Raw genomic sequence first — 14657 nt, 5'->3', positions numbered from 1 at the left:
CCCGCTTTCCTCTTAGCTCTCTAGGCCGCCTTTATAAAGGCAAAGGCCGGCGTCCCAGAAGCCTGTGCCTCCGTGCTCCGGCCTTTGATTCTGTTGGCATTATAAACTATTTTCCGCCTCTTTGCAAACGAACCCTGACTCCAACAACGCCAGCAGCTCCCCCTTTGCGCACAGGGAAAGCTGCTGATACTGCTCCTGCATCCTTTGGCAGATTTCCCAGCCCGCCGGGTCGAGTCCCATATCCACTAGGTATACCGGCTCCCCCGCCGCAAAGGCGCTGTCCTCCACCCGCTGCATCAGACTACGGATGTTATATTCCAGCGCCTCCTCCCCGCCGGAGACCGGCATACACAAAAAGCAGGGCGCCTTTCCCTTTCCCCGGAGCATCCAGCGCCGGATGTTTTCAATCACCTCAATGAGCCCCATCAGCGCCAGCAGCCCGATGACGATCATCCAGACAACGTTCATTTTCATCACCTCAACCCATGGTATGTCAAAGGCCGGGGGAAGGTGAAAAATGAGCCAAAAGGCGGGGAAAACCTTCCGGTTTTCCCCGCCTTTAATAAACAACCGCCTCTTTTTAAGCAAAACAGGCTTTGAGTGCCTCGACCTTGTCGGTCATTTCAAAGCGGACCCCCAAGTCCTCCCTGCCCAAGTGGCCGTAGGCCGCCAGCTTCCGATAGATGGGCTTTCTCAGCTCCAAGTCGCGGATGATGGCCGCCGGGCGCAGATCGAAGACCTTCCGGACCGCCTGGGCCAGCTGCTCGTCGGAGACTTTGCCGGTGCCGAAGGTGTCCACCATCACCGAGACGGGCTGAGCCACGCCGATGGCGTAAGCCAGCTGAATCTCGCACTTTTTGGCAAGACCCGCGGCCACCACGTTCTTGGCCACATACCGCGCCGCGTAGGCCGCGCTCCGGTCCACCTTGGTCGGGTCTTTGCCCGAGAAGGCGCCGCCGCCATGGCGCGCCGCGCCGCCGTAGGTGTCCACGATAATCTTACGCCCGGTGAGGCCCGAGTCGCCCTGAGGCCCGCCCACCACAAAGCGTCCGGTGGGGTTGATGAGATATTTGGTCTTTTCATCCAAGAGCCGCACCGGCACCACCGGGCGCACCACCTGCTCGATCATGTCTTTGCGGATGGTCTCCAGGGAGACGTTGGGGCTGTGCTGGGTGGAGATGACGATGGTGTCCACCCGCTTGGGCGCGCCGTCCTCGTACTCCACGGTGACCTGGGTCTTTCCGTCGGGGCGCAGATAGTGGACGATGCCCTCCTTGCGCACCTGGGTCAGACGCTTGGCCAGCTTGTGGGCCAAGGAGATGGGCAGCGGCATGAGTTCCGGGGTCTCGTCGCAGGCGTAGCCGAACATCATGCCCTGATCCCCCGCGCCCGTCTCGTCGGCGTCGGCGTCGCTGCCCGTCTTCGCTTCCAATGCCTTGTCCACGCCCAGGGCGATGTCCCCCGACTGCTCGTCGATGGAGGTGATCACCGCGCAGGTGTCCGCGTCAAAGCCGTATTTGGCCCGGTCGTAGCCAATCTCCCCAATGACCTGCCGGACCACCTTGGGGATGTCCACATAGCAAGAGGTGGAAATTTCCCCCATCACCATGACCATGCCGGTGGTCACGGCCGTCTCACAGGCCACCCGGCCGTCGGGGTCCTGCTCCAAAATGGCGTCGAGGACCGCGTCGGAAATCTGGTCGCAGATTTTATCGGGATGCCCCTCGGTGACGGATTCGGATGTAAAGAGATAGTTTGCCATAGATTTCTTCCTTTCTGACTGCTTGGCCTTATCCGCCGCCATGCGCCAGGCTCTTCCCGCGCCGAAAAGCGGCACAAAAGAAGCGCCCGGCCAGAAGACCGGGCGCATGGTGGACGATTATTTCCTCATCTCCGGTCAAAGCCGCAGGAATTGGCACCTTACGCACATGTGCAGGTTGCCGGGCATCATCGGGCCTGTTCCCTCCGCCACTCTTGATAAGGCTATGTAATTGTTAGGTTTCAGTGGCTTTATTTTAGCTTTTTTTCGCCACCGTGTCAATAGGTTCGACGTCCTTCTTGCCCAATTTGGGTGTTTTTTCCTTGAGGAAACGGCTGACCGCCTTATAGAGAACGAGGGTCACCACCGCGTTGATGCCCGCTTTCATCAGGTTAAAGGGGATGATGATGGGCAGCAGCATCTTGGCCACCGCCTCGATAGGCGTGTTCATGAAGATGGGAGTGAAGACAAGGTTCATGAGGACCATCATCACCGTCATGGTCAGCGCCCCCAGGGAGAGCCCCAAAACGGCCGACTTGCGGGTCTTTTTCCTGCTGTAGATGCTCCCCGCCACCAAGACGAAGCTGCCGGTGGCCAAAATGTGCATGACGACGCCGATGATACCGCTGCCCGAACTGAGGGTAAATCCTTGGACCACCGACACCACCACCGTGATGAGCAGTCCCGCCGTGGGACCGAAGGCGAAAGCGCCGATGAGGATGGGGATGTCCGCCGGGTCGTATTCCAAAAAGGGCGCGGGGGGGAAGGGGACGTGGATGATCACCAGCACCACGGAGATGGCGGCGAGCATGGCCATCATGGCCATTTTTCTTGTGTTGATTTTCATAAAAACTTTCCTCCAAATCAGTTTTGGGAGGTCTGTTTTTGGGGAGAGACTCGGCAGAAGACATAAAAAAGCCCATGAGGCATGGAATACCATGCGCCACGGGCGAAATGCAGCACTTCTGCCGCCGTTTCTTTCATCCGGACTTTAACCGTCGGTTTTGGAATTGCACCAAATCGGCTCCCTTGCGGGAGTTCGCGGACTTTGGGGACCTTTCGGGCCCGTTCACCGCCGGTGGGGACTTGCACCCCGCCCTGAAACAGACGATTTCCTTTGTATCTTTATTATATGCCCGCCGCCTGTCTTTGTCAATCCTTTGTCAAAGCTTTCCCCACTGGCGGGCCTGTCCTTTTTGCGACAAAAAGGGCGGGACCTGCGTCCCGCCCTCGCGCTTACTGTTCGATGATCTCCTTGGTGTCCCGGGCGATGAGCAGCTCCTCGTTGGTGGGGATGACCCACACTTCGGTCTTGCCGGTGGAAATGAGCTTTTCCTCGCCGTGGATGGAATCGTTGAGCTCTTTATCGAGCTCGATGCCCATGAATTCCAGGCCCTCGCAAACCTCTTCTCTCAGCTCGCCGGAGTTTTCCCCGATGCCGCCGGTGAAGATGACCGCGTCCAAACCGCCCATGGCGGCCGCGTAGGAGCCGATGTATTTCTTGATCTGATAGCGGACGATGTCGCAGGCGAGTTTCGCCCGGTGATGCCCCTCATGAGCGGCGTTAACCAAGTCTCTCGCGTCGGAGGAGAGGCCGGAAATGCCCAAGAAGCCGGACTTTTTGTTGAGCAGGTCGCTCATCTCGGAAGGGCTGATGTTCTCCTTCTCCGCGATGAAGGTCAGCACCGAGGGGTCCACGCCGCCGGAGCGGGTGCCCATGATGATGCCGTCCAAGGGGGTAAAGCCCATGGAGGTGTCCATGCACTTACCGTCCTTGATGGCGGTGATGGAGGAGCCGTTGCCCAGGTGGCAGGTGACGATCTTGGTGCCCTCCACCTTGCCTTTGAGCTGTCCGTAACGCATGCTCACATACCGGTGGCTGGTGCCGTGGAAACCATAGCGGCGAATGTGGTATTTCTCATAGTACTCATAGGGGATACCAAAGATGTAGGCCTTTTCCGGCATGGTCTGATGGAAGGAGGTGTCGAAGACGGCGACCATGGGAGTGTCCTTGCCGAAGACTTCCTGGCAGGCTTTCATGGCCACGGCCTGGGGCGGGTTGTGAAGCGGTCCCAAATCTTTGAAGGCCGCGATGTCCTCGATGACCTTGTCGGTGATCTTGGTGGAAACCTTGTAAACTTCACTGCCGTGGAGGACCCGGTGTCCGATGGCGGAAATCTCCTTCATATCGTTGATGACCTTGCCTTCGCCGGTGGTCAGCATCTCGATGACCGCTAAAAATGCCTCTTTGTGGGAGGGAAACTCGCGCTCAATTTTAATCTTCTTGCCGTCCGCGGTGGAGTGGGTAATGAGTCCGCCCACACCGATTCTTTCGCAATTGCCTTTGGCCAGCACATGCTCGCCGTCCATATCAATAAGCTGATACTTTAACGAGGAGCTGCCTGCATTGATGACCAGAATCTTCATAACTTAAACATAACCTCCATATTTTGCACCGGCTGCGCGTCCGGTTTTTTCCAAAACTCTCGTCTGTCCGCTGTTCCGGGACACTTCGCGCCAAATGAAGAAACGGCGGCAAAATCGCCGCCATCCTTGACACAGGCTGACACAGTTATATATTATTACAATAGGAACAAAAATACAAGAATAAATATGCACTTTTTCCCGATTTTTTCGGGATTTATCCGTTTCATTTACATGTTTCTCCAAAAAAATGATCCAGGAGGCCTCTTCTATGAAAATTGCGGGCATCATCGCCGAATACCACCCCTTTCACAGCGGCCATGCCCATCTCTGCGGCGAACTGCGGGCACGGGGCTATACCCACATCGCCGCCGTCATGAGCGGCAACTTCGTCCAGCGGGGGGAGTGCGCCGTCCTGGATAAGTGGACCCGCGCCCGTGCGGCCCTCTCCGGCGGGGTGGACTTGGTACTGGAACTGCCGCTTCCCTACGCCCTGGCCACGGCGGAAACCTTCGCCCGCGGCGGGGTAGTTTCCCTTTCCGCCCTCGGATGCGTGGATGCCCTCGCCTTCGGCAGCGAGTGCGGCGACGCCTCCGCTCTTCTTTCCTGTGCCCGGGTGCTCCTTTCCCCCCGGCTGGGCGAGGCCCTCGCCGTCCATCTGGCAGGGGGCGTCACCTTCGCCCAGGCCCGGCAGCGGGCGGTGGCGGATATGGGAAACGAGGAACTGGCCGCTCTCCTCTGTGAGCCCAACAACACCCTGGGGGTGGAATACTGCAAGCAGCTCCTCTTGCAAAAGTGCGCCATGGAGCCGGTGGCCGTTCTCCGGGCGGGGGCCGGCCACGACAGCCCCGCCCCCGCGGCGGGCTTTGCCAGCGGGACCTACCTGCGCGGGTTCCTGGAAGCCGGGGAGACGGCGCCCCTCGTCCCCTTTGTCCCCGCAAGCGCCCTCAGCCTCTACCGGGACGCCCTGGAAGAAAGCCGGGGCCCGGTCAATAGGGACGCAGTGGAGCTTCTTACCCTGGCCCGTCTGCGGGGTATGGCCCTCCCCGACATCGCGGCCCTCCCCGATATCTCCGAGGGATTGGAGCACCGGATATTTTCAGCCGCCCGCCGGGCCCGCTCCCTGGAGGAATTTTACAGCCTCGTCAAAACCAAGCGGTACACCCTGGCCCGCATCCGGCGCATCGCCTGCGCGGCGCTCGCGGGACTGCGGGCGCAGGACCAGCGCACCCCGCCGCCCTACCTGCGGGTGCTGGGGATGAACGGCCGGGGCCGGGAGATCTTGGCGGAGGCTAAGGAGACGGCCTCCCTGCCCGTCTCCACCTCGCTCGCCCGGCTTCGGGAATACTCGCCAGAGGCCGCCCGCTTCGCGGCACTGGAGGCGTCGGCGGACGACCTCTACCACCTGTGCCTGCCCGTCCGCCGGTCCTGCGGCGCGGACTTCACCGAGAACGCGGTCATCCTCTGACCGCCGGGCCTTTAAAAGTCGCGCCGCAGGCCCCCACCGCTCCCCCAATTCCAGACATTGAGGCAGCTTATGGATTTTTTGCATATAACCGCGCACACACCATTTCTATATCATAAACATGAAGTGTTGATTATGAAAAGAAAATTTTTTGATGAATATATGAAACTAGGTCTGAACATCACATATTACCGTAAAATGCGCGGCTACACACAGGAACAATTAGCAGAGGCGATTGACATTACACCAGAGCACATGAATCGAGTTGAAAACGCCTATACAGGCGCTTCTTTGGACACGATGTTTAGTATTGCAAAGGTGCTGGACATACCCGTGCATAAGTTTTTTGAGTTCCGCGATTAGCTTTAACCTATGAAGAGGTGATTTTATGTTTCCCCATATTCGTTCCCTCAGAGAAGATCGAGACTTGACACAGCAACAGCTAGCTGATTATCTTCATATCAGTCAAGCAACTTATTCACGGTATGAAAACGGCGAAATGAACATTCCAAACCTCACTTTAAAAAGACTAGCCCTTTTCTACAACGTTTCCATCGACTACCTGCTGGAAGAAGAGGAAGACAAGACCTAAGCGGGGCGGGGAAAATTCCCCGCCCCGCTTTTTCTATTCCTCTTCCATGCTTTCAAAGCCCTTGCCCCTTACCTCGGTGGTCTCGCTGACGATGACGAAGGCCTCCTCGTCCACCGAGCGCACCAGGCGTCTGAGCTCCACCAACTGGTGGCTCTTGACGCAGGTGAGCAGCACGCCCTTGGGGGTGCCGGAATACATCCCCTTCCCGCTGAGATTGGTGACGCCCCGGGGGCTGTTTTCCAAGAGGGTCCGGGACACCTCATCGGGGCGCTCGGTGATGATATAGCACAGCTTCGCCCGATTGAGGCCGGTGATGACCGTATCGCTGACCTTGGTGGCGATAAAGATGAGGATCAGGGCATAGAGCACGTTTTCCGGGTTTTTCATCACAACGGCACCGGTGAGAACGATGATGCCGTCCAGGATGGCAATCCAGGTGGGGATGCCGATGTGGGGCAGTCCGTGGTGGATGACCCGGCCGAGCAGCTCGGTGCCGCCGCTGGACACGGCAAACCGAACAAACAATCCGATGGCTACGCCTTGGGCCAAGCCGCCGTACATGGCGGCCAGCAGGGGGTTCTGGGTGATGGAGGGCAGGAAGGCGAATAGGTCGGTGAAGATGCCCAGCACCATATTGGTGATAAAGCAGCGTACGATGAAGACCCATCCCTGGGTTTTAAGCCCCAGCAGCAGGATGGGGATATTGAGCAGGATGGCCACCGTACCCACGTTCCAGTGGAAAAGGATGTTGCCCAGGGTGGCAAGTCCGGTGACGCCGCCGCCTACGATGTGGTTGGGCACCAAGAATAAGTCCAGGCACAGCGCGTAGAAAAAGCACCCGATGAGCATAAACAGATACCTTAAGATTTCTTGTTTCCATTTTTCTTTCGTCATGGCCATAGAATGAGCCTCCCTCTCCTTGATGCCGCGCGGATGCCGGGGGCCGTCACGCCGGACCCGTCCGCGGTGGGCAGACAAAATGATCTAGCATTATCATACTCCGGAAGGTGCCGTTCTACAATCGGGGGCAAAGAAAAATTTTCTTTGCCCCCGAGGCGCTTGCAAGGCGGCGCGTCTTCCATGGAAGACTTGGGGGCGGGATGGACCGCGGCGGAGGGTCCGGACGGTTTGACCTGGTGGGCCGCCTCAGAGGCGGGAACGAGGCGCAGGTGCAAAAAAGCCGTCCGGCCGCAGGACAATTCTGTCCCACGGAGCCCGAGGCACAAAAGGCCATTTCTGCCCCGGGACATTTCCGAACCCCAATACGCCGGGCGCAGAAGACCATTTTCTACCACATCACATCGCCGCCCCACGGGGCGCGGGGCATAAAAAAGCGGTTTCGGCCGTGGACAATTCCGTCCCACGGAGCCCGAGGCACAAAAGGCCATTCTCGGTCCCTGGACATTTCAGGCCCACGGGCCAAAGACACAAAAAAGCCGCTGTCACAAAGACAGCGGCTTTTTCCTTCATTTTATTTGGTGCCGAAGATGCGGTCGCCCGCGTCGCCGAGACCCGGGACGATGTATTTGTTCTCGTTGAGGTGGTCGTCCAGCGCGCCGCAGTACACCTGCACGTCGGGGTGCGCCTCGGTCAGGGCGTTTAAGCCCTCGGGGGCGGCGATGATGCACATGAACTTGATGTTCTTGGCACCCCGGCGCTTAATCATCTTGATGGCGTCGATGGCGGAGCCGCCGGTGGCCAGCATCGGGTCAATGACGATGACCTCCCGCTCACCGATGTCGGCGGGCAGCTTGCAGTAATATTCCACCGGCTTGTGGGTCACCGGGTCGCGGTAGAGGCCGATATGCCCCACCTTGGCCGCCGGAACCAGTTCCAGCGCGCCGTCCACCATGCCGATACCCGCCCGCAGGATGGGCACAAAGGCCAGTTTCCGGCCGGCCAGGACCTTGGTCTTGGCAATAGTGATGGGGGTCTCGATTTCCACTTCCTTCATAGGCAGGTCCCGGGTCGCCTCGTAGCACATGAGCATGGTTACTTCGGCGATCAGCTCCCGAAACTCCTTGGAGCCGGTATTTTTATCTCTGAGCAGTGCGATTTTGTGCTGAATCAGTGGATGGTCCATAATAAACGGTGTTGCGCTCATAGCTTGTTCCTCCCGATTTTCTTTTCACTTCCGATTTTCTCTTTTGTCCCGCTGTCAGGGAAGTCTATCCCTGCTCAGCTTCTTTTTAAGCTCCCGCTCGGCCTGAGGAAGCCGCAGGTAGCTGACGGAAAGCTCCTGGGCGGAGACGGCGCCCCCCTGCTTCCAAAGCTCACAGGCGCACATTCCCACCCCGGCGGCCCGCTGGAAGCGGCTCTGGGGGGCGGCGAGGGCGACATGGGGTAGCTCTTTGACTTCATTATAGCACAGCTCTGCCCCGTCTCCAACCAAAACTACGCTTTTTTCGACCCCTTTGAGCCGCTCCCTCAGCGCGTCCAGGGAGATGGCCTCGTCGGGGGTAAGGCGCTGGATTTTCTGCCCCTCGGCGGAAAAAAGCGCCGTGTAGACCTGCTTGCACCGGGCGTCCATCACCCCGCAAATCAACCCGTCCCAGAGCGGCTCGCCCCAGGCCATGGCCTCCAGTGTGGAAACCGGGAGGCAGGGCTTATCCTGGGCGCGGGCCAAACCCTTGACAGCGGCCACGCCGATGCGCAGGCCGGTAAAGGAGCCGGGGCCCGCCGCCACGGCGAATGCGTCGATGCCGGCAAGGGGGATGGCCGTACACTGGAGCAGGGCCTCCACCATGGGCAGCAGGGTCTGGGAGTGGGTGAGTCGAGTGTTGCCGAAAAACTCGCCCCACACCTTGCCCTCCTCCACAATGGCCGCCGAGGCGCAGCAGGCCGAGGACTCGATGGCTAATATCTTCAAAAGCGGTCGTCTCCTTTGATGGTAATTTCCCGGCAGTCCTCCCCCTTGGGCTCAATCTGCACGGTGATGACCCCGTCGGGCAGGGCACCGAAAATATTCTCGCTCCACTCGATGGCGAGGATGCTCTCCCCGTCCAAGTAATCGAAAAAACCGGTGGAGTAGAGATCCTCAAAGCTCTCCACCCGGTACATATCGAAGTGGTAGAGAGTTCGCTCCTCCCCCCGGTACTCGTTGACCAGGGCGAAGGTGGGGCTGGAAACATCCGCCGGGATTTGAAGGCCCCGGACGAGGCCCCGGGTGAAGGCGGTCTTCCCCGCGCCCAGGCCCCCCTCGAAGGCTATCACATCCCCCGGACGGAGCTTCCGGGCCATGGCTTCGGCGATCTGCTCGGTCTCTTTAGGGGAGTGGGAAATAAAGTGTTTCATGGGTGTACTGCCTTTCTTTTAGAACAGGCCGGAGATGTGCCCGTCGTCGGAAATATCAATTTTGCAGGCCGCCGGTGCTTTGGGAAGGCCCGGCATGGTCATAATATCCCCTGTAAGGACCACAATAAACCCGGCGCCCGCCGAAACTCTGGCTTCCTTGACGGTGATGGTAAAGCCGGTGGGCCGCCCCAGCTTGGCCGGGTCGTCGGAGAGGGAATACTGGGTCTTGGCCACGCAGATGGGAAGGTTTCCAAAGCCCAGGTCCTCGATTTCCTTGATGTTCTTTTCGCTCTGGGGTGTATAGACGACGCCGTCGGCGCCGTAGATGTTCTTGGCGATCTTTTCGATCTTCTCTTTGACGGGGAGAGCGGTGTCATAGAGGAAGTGGAAATGATTTTCCTTCTCGCAGGCGGCCACCACTTTTTCGGCCAGGGCCACACCGCCCTCGCCGCCCTTGGCAAAGACCTCGGACAGGGCGAACTCCACCCCGTTTTTCTCGCAGAAATCGGAGAGGACGGCGATCTCCTCGTCAGAGTCGGTAAGGAAGCGGTTGATGGCCACCACCACCGGCACGCCGTAGCTCTTCATGTTGGCCACATGGGCCTCCAAATTGACCATGCCCTTCTGGAGGGCCTCCGGATTGGGGATGCCGGTGTCGGCCTTGGGGACTCCGGCGTTATATTTGAGGGCCCGCATGGTGGCCACAATGACGATGCAGGAGGGAGTCAGTCCGCCGTAGCGGCACTTGATGTCTAAAAATTTTTCCGCGCCCAGGTCGGACCCGAAGCCCGCCTCGGTGATGCAGTAGTCTCCCAATTTAAGCGCCAGCTTGGTGGCTTTGATGGAGTTGCAGCCGTGGGCGATGTTGGCAAAGGGGCCGCCGTGCATCAGCGCCGGGGTGTTTTCCAGCGTCTGGACCAGGTTGGGCTTGAGGGCGTCCTTTAAAAGCGCCGCCATGGAACCGGCCACCCGCAAGTCCCTGGCATAGACCGGCTGATTGTCGTAGGTGTAGGCCACCAGGATATTACCCAGCCGCTTTTTGAGGTCGGCGAGATCGGTGGAGAGGCAGAGGATGGCCATAATTTCGCTTGCCACCGTGATCTGGAAGTGATCCTCCCGCGGCACGCCGTTGACCTTTCCGCCCAACCCCACGATGCAGTTGCGCAGCGCCCGGTCGTTCATGTCCATGCAGCGCTTAAAGAGGATACGCCGCGGGTCGATGCCGAGGACGTTGCCCTGCTGCATGTGGTTGTCGATGATGGCGCACAATAGGTTGTTGGCCGCCGTGATGGCGTGCATGTCGCCGGTGAAGTGGAGATTGATGTCCTCCATGGGCACCACCTGTGCATAACCGCCGCCGGCCGCGCCGCCCTTGATGCCGAACACCGGGCCCAAAGAAGGCTCTCGCAGGGCGATGACCGCCTTCTTTCCGATCTTCTCCATGGCCTGCCCGAGACCCACGGTGGTGGTGGTCTTCCCCTCCCCCGCCGGGGTCGGGTTGATGGCCGTCACCAGGACGAGCTTCCCGTCGGGTTCATTGGCAAAGCGCTCGATGACTTCGTCGGGAATTTTAGCCTTATAGCGCCCATAGGGCTCCAATTCTTCCTCCCGGATGCCCAGCTTCTGGGCAATTTGGTCGATGGTCTGCATTTGGCAGCCCTGGGCGATCTCAATATCTGTCAGCATGGTGCTATTCCACCTCTTCTTTCCATTTTTTCCTGTACGGAATGCCCCCTCTCCACCGGCGGCTTTCCTTTCCCATGACCGCGCCGAGGGGTAAAGACGATAATTAATGGTATTATATCATAAGATACTGCCGCCGAAAAGCGTGAATCTGCCGAAAATGGGGGCCGCTCCTTGTTGCATTGGGTCCCATTTGCGTCTATAATAAGGTCTGCCACTTTCCAGCATCGGGGTGGACGAGCCTCACGGCGGCCCCGTTTCCCGCCGTTGTCCCCGACGCCTCGGCGCGGGCGACGCACGCCCTAAACGGTCCATCCATGGGCGCGAATCGCCGGCCGCCCGCCAAATTCATAACTTGTCCATGAAATTTTCCGCGGGATGCGTTACAATGAAAAAAGAAAAGGAGGTGAAGCGAATGAAAAAAATCTTCGGCGCTGTGGTGGACTATCTGAAAAGTACGGACAAACTGCTCCTTTTTTTCTGTATGGCCGCCTCCGCTCTGGGGCTTTTGGTGCTCGCTTCCTTCCATAACGCCTTTTACGGCACCCTGCGCGGCATGCTGGTGCAGACAGCCGCCACCGGTCTCGGACTCATCGCCGCCATCATCATCTCCAAAATCGACTACCACTTTATGGCCAAGATGTGGAAAATTCACGCACCGGCGGCCATTCTTTTGGTATTGCTTGTCTTCTTTATCGGCACCGGGCGGGAGGGCGCCGACGACATCGCCTGGATTCAGCTTCCCTTCGGCATGAGCTTTCAGCCCTCGGAGCTTCTAAAGCTCTCCTTTATTTTGACGTTCTCCTACCACCTGTCCCTGGTGCGCCCCCACATCAACAGCCTGCGCAACGTTGCCCTTTTATGCGTTCACGGCGCGATTCCCGCGCTGCTCATCCACTTCCAGGGGGACGACGGCACCGCGCTCATCTTCATCTTCATTTTTGTCTCCATGATGTTTGCGGCGGGGCTCTCCTGGAAATACATCGCGGCCGCCTTCGGGGCGGTGCTCATCGCCGCGCCGCTGGCCTGGTTTTATGTGATGAACAATGATCAGAAGCTGCGCATCCTCTACCTCTTCCATCCCGATAACCCCGACTACATCAAAAATATCGGCTGGCAGCAGTATCTGGGGCGCATTTCCATCGGCTCGGGGCAGCTCACCGGCAAGGGGCTCTTCGCCGACGAGTACCGCAAAATTCCCGAGATGCACAACGACTTTATCTTCGCCTTCATCGGGGAGGTGCTGGGCTTCCTCGGCTGCATCGCCGTCATTCTCATCTTCACCGGCATCTGCGTGCGGCTGCTGCGGATTTCCCGCTACTCCAAAGACGACCTGGGCTCCTTTATCTGCGTGGGCGTCTTCGCCATGATCGTCTTCCAGTGCGTTCTCAACATCGGCATGTGCCTCAATGTACTGCCGGTCATCGGCGTCACCCTCCCCTTCCTCTCCAACGGCGGCACCTCGGTGCTCATCACCTATATGGCCATCGGCATGGCGCTGAGCGTGCGGGTCCACAATAAGCCCATGCTCTTCGACTGATTCCCGCGCTCCCCTGTGCTTGTGGCCGGGGGAGCGTTTTCTATTTCCCGGCGCGCCCGGCTGCCCGTGAGAGGATGCTTTCCCCGCGCCGATCTTTATTGTCAGGAGGTGGTCTTATGAAAATCGAAACCCAGCCCTTTTCCCGGCGTCTTCTCTTTCTCATCTTACTCATTCTCGGGGTGGGACTTCTTTTCTGGCTGCTTCCCCACTTCTACCGCTGTCCCCTCTACGCCGTCACCGGCGTCCCCTGCCCGGGGTGCGGCATCACCCGGGGTGCCGCCGCTCTGCTGCGTCTCGATTTTGCGGGCGCCTGGCAGGCAAACCCCAGTGTCTATCTGGCGGCTGTCTACGCCGGCGTCTTCGTCCTCTGCGTCCTGCGGGGGAACACCCGCTTCTTTCGGAACAAGCGGGTGTGGTGGTGTTTTGTGGGCGTCATTCTCGCCGTCTACGCCGTGCGGATGGTTCTCTATTTCCCCCATACCACCCCCATGAACTTCGACGCCTCGGCCCTTCTTCCCCGAATCTTTGCCAATTTTTCGGCCTGATTGTCCGGTTCTCTGTTGAATTTGCGGAAAATCCATACTATAATGAAACAAGACTGTCAACCCCAAGAATGAGAGGAGAACTGAGCATGTATAATAGTATGATCGATACCATCGGTTTTGTATCCAATTGTGACCCGGAAGTGGGCAAGGCCATGTCCAACGAGCTGATGCGCCAGCGCCGCAACCTGGAGCTCATCGCGTCGGAAAACCTGGTTTCCCCGGCGGTGATGGCCGCCATGGGCAGCGTTTTGACCAACAAATACGCCGAAGGTTACCCCGGCAAGCGCTACTACGGCGGGTGCGAGTATGTCGACGACGTGGAGCGCATCGCCATCGACCGGGCCTGCAAGCTCTTTGGCGCCAACTTCGCCAACGTCCAGCCCCATTCCGGCGCCCAGGCCAACGAGGCGGTTTACTTCGCTCTCTTAAACCCCGGCGACACCGTTCTCGGCATGAGTTTAGCCGACGGCGGACACCTGACCCACGGTTCTCCTGTCAACATTTCGGGTAAATATTATAAATTCGTCTCCTACGGCGTCTCCGGCGAGACCCAGATGATCGATTACGACGAGGTCCGCCGCCTGGCCATGGAGCACAAGCCCAAACTCATCGTGGCCGGCGCTTCCGCCTATCCCCGGTTTATCGACTTCGAGCGCTTTGCCCAGATCGCCAAGGAGTGCGGCGCTTATCTGATGGTGGACATGGCCCACATCGCGGGCCTGGTGGCCGCCGGGCTTCACCAGTCCCCGGTGCCCTACGCGGACGTAGTCACCACCACCACCCACAAGACCCTGCGGGGCCCCCGCGGCGGCCTCATCCTGACCAACGACGAGGACCTGGCCAAAAAGATTAACAAAGCCATCTTCCCGGGACTCCAGGGCGGACCGCTCATGCACACCATCGCCGCCAAGGCCGTCTGCTTCGGCGAGGCGCTCAAACCCGAGTTTAAAGCCTACCAGCAGCAGATTGTCAAAAACGCCCGCGCCCTGGCCGACGGCCTCAAAGCGAAGGGCTTTACCCTGGTGTCCGGCGACACCGACAACCATCTGATGCTGGTGGATTTGCAGAACATGAATATCACCGGCAAGGAGCTGGAGCACCGGCTGGACGAAGTGTACATCACCGTCAACAAAAACGCGGTGCCCAACGACCCCCAGAGCCCCTTCGTCACCAGCGGCGTGCGCATCGGCACCCCTGCCGTCACCAGCCGCGGCCTCAAAGAGGACGACATGGCGGTCATCGCCGAGATGATCTATCTGGCGGCCACCGACTTTGACGCCAAGGCGGACTTCATCCGCCAGACCGTCGAAGCGCTTTGCGCCAAATATCCCCTCTACGAATAATAAAAAGGAAGT

General features: G+C 59.0%; 15 protein-coding genes and 2 riboswitches. Of the genes, 6 read left to right on the top strand and 9 right to left on the bottom strand.

Annotation, left to right across the window (positions count from 1 at the left end; genetic code table 11):
- Positions 1–99: 99 nt before the first annotated feature.
- The 4 genes from H8709_RS08090 to H8709_RS08075 all read right to left on the bottom strand — a co-directional run bounded on the left by H8709_RS08090 (position 100) and on the right by H8709_RS08075 (position 4186).
- The gene (locus H8709_RS08090; RefSeq protein ID WP_262397872.1) at positions 100–474 is read right to left on the bottom strand and encodes a hypothetical protein; all 375 of its coding nucleotides are present in this window, start codon (positions 472–474) and stop codon (positions 100–102) included.
- 106 nt (positions 475–580) lie between these two features.
- Positions 581–1762 (bottom strand): methionine adenosyltransferase, encoded by a 1182-nt coding sequence (gene metK, locus H8709_RS08085; RefSeq protein ID WP_262397871.1) that lies wholly within the window; start codon positions 1760–1762, stop codon positions 581–583.
- A 122-nt stretch (positions 1763–1884) separates the two neighbouring features.
- Positions 1885–1984: riboswitch (SAM riboswitch) on the bottom strand.
- Between the two features lie 31 nt (positions 1985–2015).
- A complete protein-coding gene (locus H8709_RS08080) occupies positions 2016–2606 on the bottom strand; it encodes an ECF transporter S component (RefSeq protein ID WP_262397870.1) in 591 nt (196 codons plus the stop codon).
- Between the two features lie 121 nt (positions 2607–2727).
- A riboswitch (FMN riboswitch) is annotated at positions 2728–2869 on the bottom strand.
- Between the two features lie 126 nt (positions 2870–2995).
- Complete coding sequence (locus H8709_RS08075; RefSeq protein ID WP_262397869.1) at positions 2996–4186, bottom strand: acetate/propionate family kinase; 1191 nt, start codon at positions 4184–4186, stop codon at positions 2996–2998.
- A 268-nt stretch (positions 4187–4454) separates the two neighbouring features.
- On the opposite strand from H8709_RS08075, the gene H8709_RS08070 reads away from it, so the two are divergent.
- From H8709_RS08070 to H8709_RS08060, 3 genes are all read left to right on the top strand, one after another.
- Positions 4455–5651, top strand: coding sequence for a tRNA(Met) cytidine acetate ligase (locus H8709_RS08070; protein ID WP_262397868.1), 1197 nt, complete (start codon positions 4455–4457; stop codon positions 5649–5651).
- A gap of 132 nt (positions 5652–5783) precedes the next feature.
- Positions 5784–6011 carry a helix-turn-helix transcriptional regulator gene (locus tag H8709_RS08065; protein ID WP_262397867.1) on the top strand — a complete coding sequence of 76 codons (228 nt, stop codon included), beginning with the start codon at positions 5784–5786 and terminating at the stop codon, positions 6009–6011.
- 25 nt (positions 6012–6036) lie between these two features.
- A complete protein-coding gene (locus H8709_RS08060) occupies positions 6037–6240 on the top strand; it encodes a helix-turn-helix domain-containing protein (protein ID WP_262397866.1) in 204 nt (67 codons plus the stop codon).
- A gap of 33 nt (positions 6241–6273) precedes the next feature.
- Here the strand turns inward: H8709_RS08060 and H8709_RS08055 are convergent, their stop codons facing one another.
- The 5 genes from H8709_RS08055 to H8709_RS08035 form a co-directional block, all read right to left on the bottom strand.
- Complete coding sequence (locus H8709_RS08055; protein ID WP_262397865.1) at positions 6274–7140, bottom strand: YitT family protein; 867 nt, start codon at positions 7138–7140, stop codon at positions 6274–6276.
- Between the two features lie 571 nt (positions 7141–7711).
- Positions 7712–8344: a uracil phosphoribosyltransferase gene (gene upp, locus H8709_RS08050; RefSeq protein WP_262397864.1), complete on the bottom strand. Its 633-nt coding sequence runs from the start codon at positions 8342–8344 to the stop codon at positions 7712–7714.
- 54 nt (positions 8345–8398) lie between these two features.
- Positions 8399–9109 carry a tRNA (adenosine(37)-N6)-threonylcarbamoyltransferase complex dimerization subunit type 1 TsaB gene (tsaB, locus tag H8709_RS08045; protein ID WP_262397863.1) on the bottom strand — a complete coding sequence of 237 codons (711 nt, stop codon included), beginning with the start codon at positions 9107–9109 and terminating at the stop codon, positions 8399–8401.
- Positions 9106–9534: a tRNA (adenosine(37)-N6)-threonylcarbamoyltransferase complex ATPase subunit type 1 TsaE gene (tsaE, locus tag H8709_RS08040; RefSeq protein WP_262397862.1), complete on the bottom strand. Its 429-nt coding sequence runs from the start codon at positions 9532–9534 to the stop codon at positions 9106–9108. The genes tsaB and tsaE overlap by 4 nt, the downstream gene beginning before the upstream one ends.
- Positions 9535–9552: 18 nt before the next feature.
- The gene (locus tag H8709_RS08035; RefSeq protein WP_262397861.1) at positions 9553–11220 is read right to left on the bottom strand and encodes a formate--tetrahydrofolate ligase; all 1668 of its coding nucleotides are present in this window, start codon (positions 11218–11220) and stop codon (positions 9553–9555) included.
- A gap of 412 nt (positions 11221–11632) precedes the next feature.
- Here H8709_RS08035 and H8709_RS08030 point away from each other — a divergent pair, with 412 nt between their 5' ends.
- From H8709_RS08030 to glyA, 3 genes are all read left to right on the top strand, one after another.
- The gene (locus H8709_RS08030) at positions 11633–12757 is read left to right on the top strand and encodes an FtsW/RodA/SpoVE family cell cycle protein (RefSeq protein WP_262397860.1); all 1125 of its coding nucleotides are present in this window, start codon (positions 11633–11635) and stop codon (positions 12755–12757) included.
- 116 nt (positions 12758–12873) lie between these two features.
- Positions 12874–13302 carry a DUF2752 domain-containing protein gene (locus H8709_RS08025; RefSeq protein ID WP_262397859.1) on the top strand — a complete coding sequence of 143 codons (429 nt, stop codon included), beginning with the start codon at positions 12874–12876 and terminating at the stop codon, positions 13300–13302.
- Positions 13303–13388: 86 nt separating this feature from the next.
- On the top strand, positions 13389–14645 hold the full coding sequence (gene glyA, locus H8709_RS08020; RefSeq protein ID WP_262397858.1) for a serine hydroxymethyltransferase: 1257 nt from the start codon (positions 13389–13391) through the stop codon (positions 14643–14645).
- The last annotated feature ends 12 nt before the right edge of the window (positions 14646–14657 follow it).

It is taken from the genome of Zongyangia hominis (assembly GCF_014385095.1).
In the GTDB taxonomy this organism is placed as follows: domain Bacteria; phylum Bacillota; class Clostridia; order Oscillospirales; family Ruminococcaceae; genus Zongyangia; species Zongyangia hominis.
This window is presented reverse-complemented; position numbering and strand designations above follow the sequence as displayed.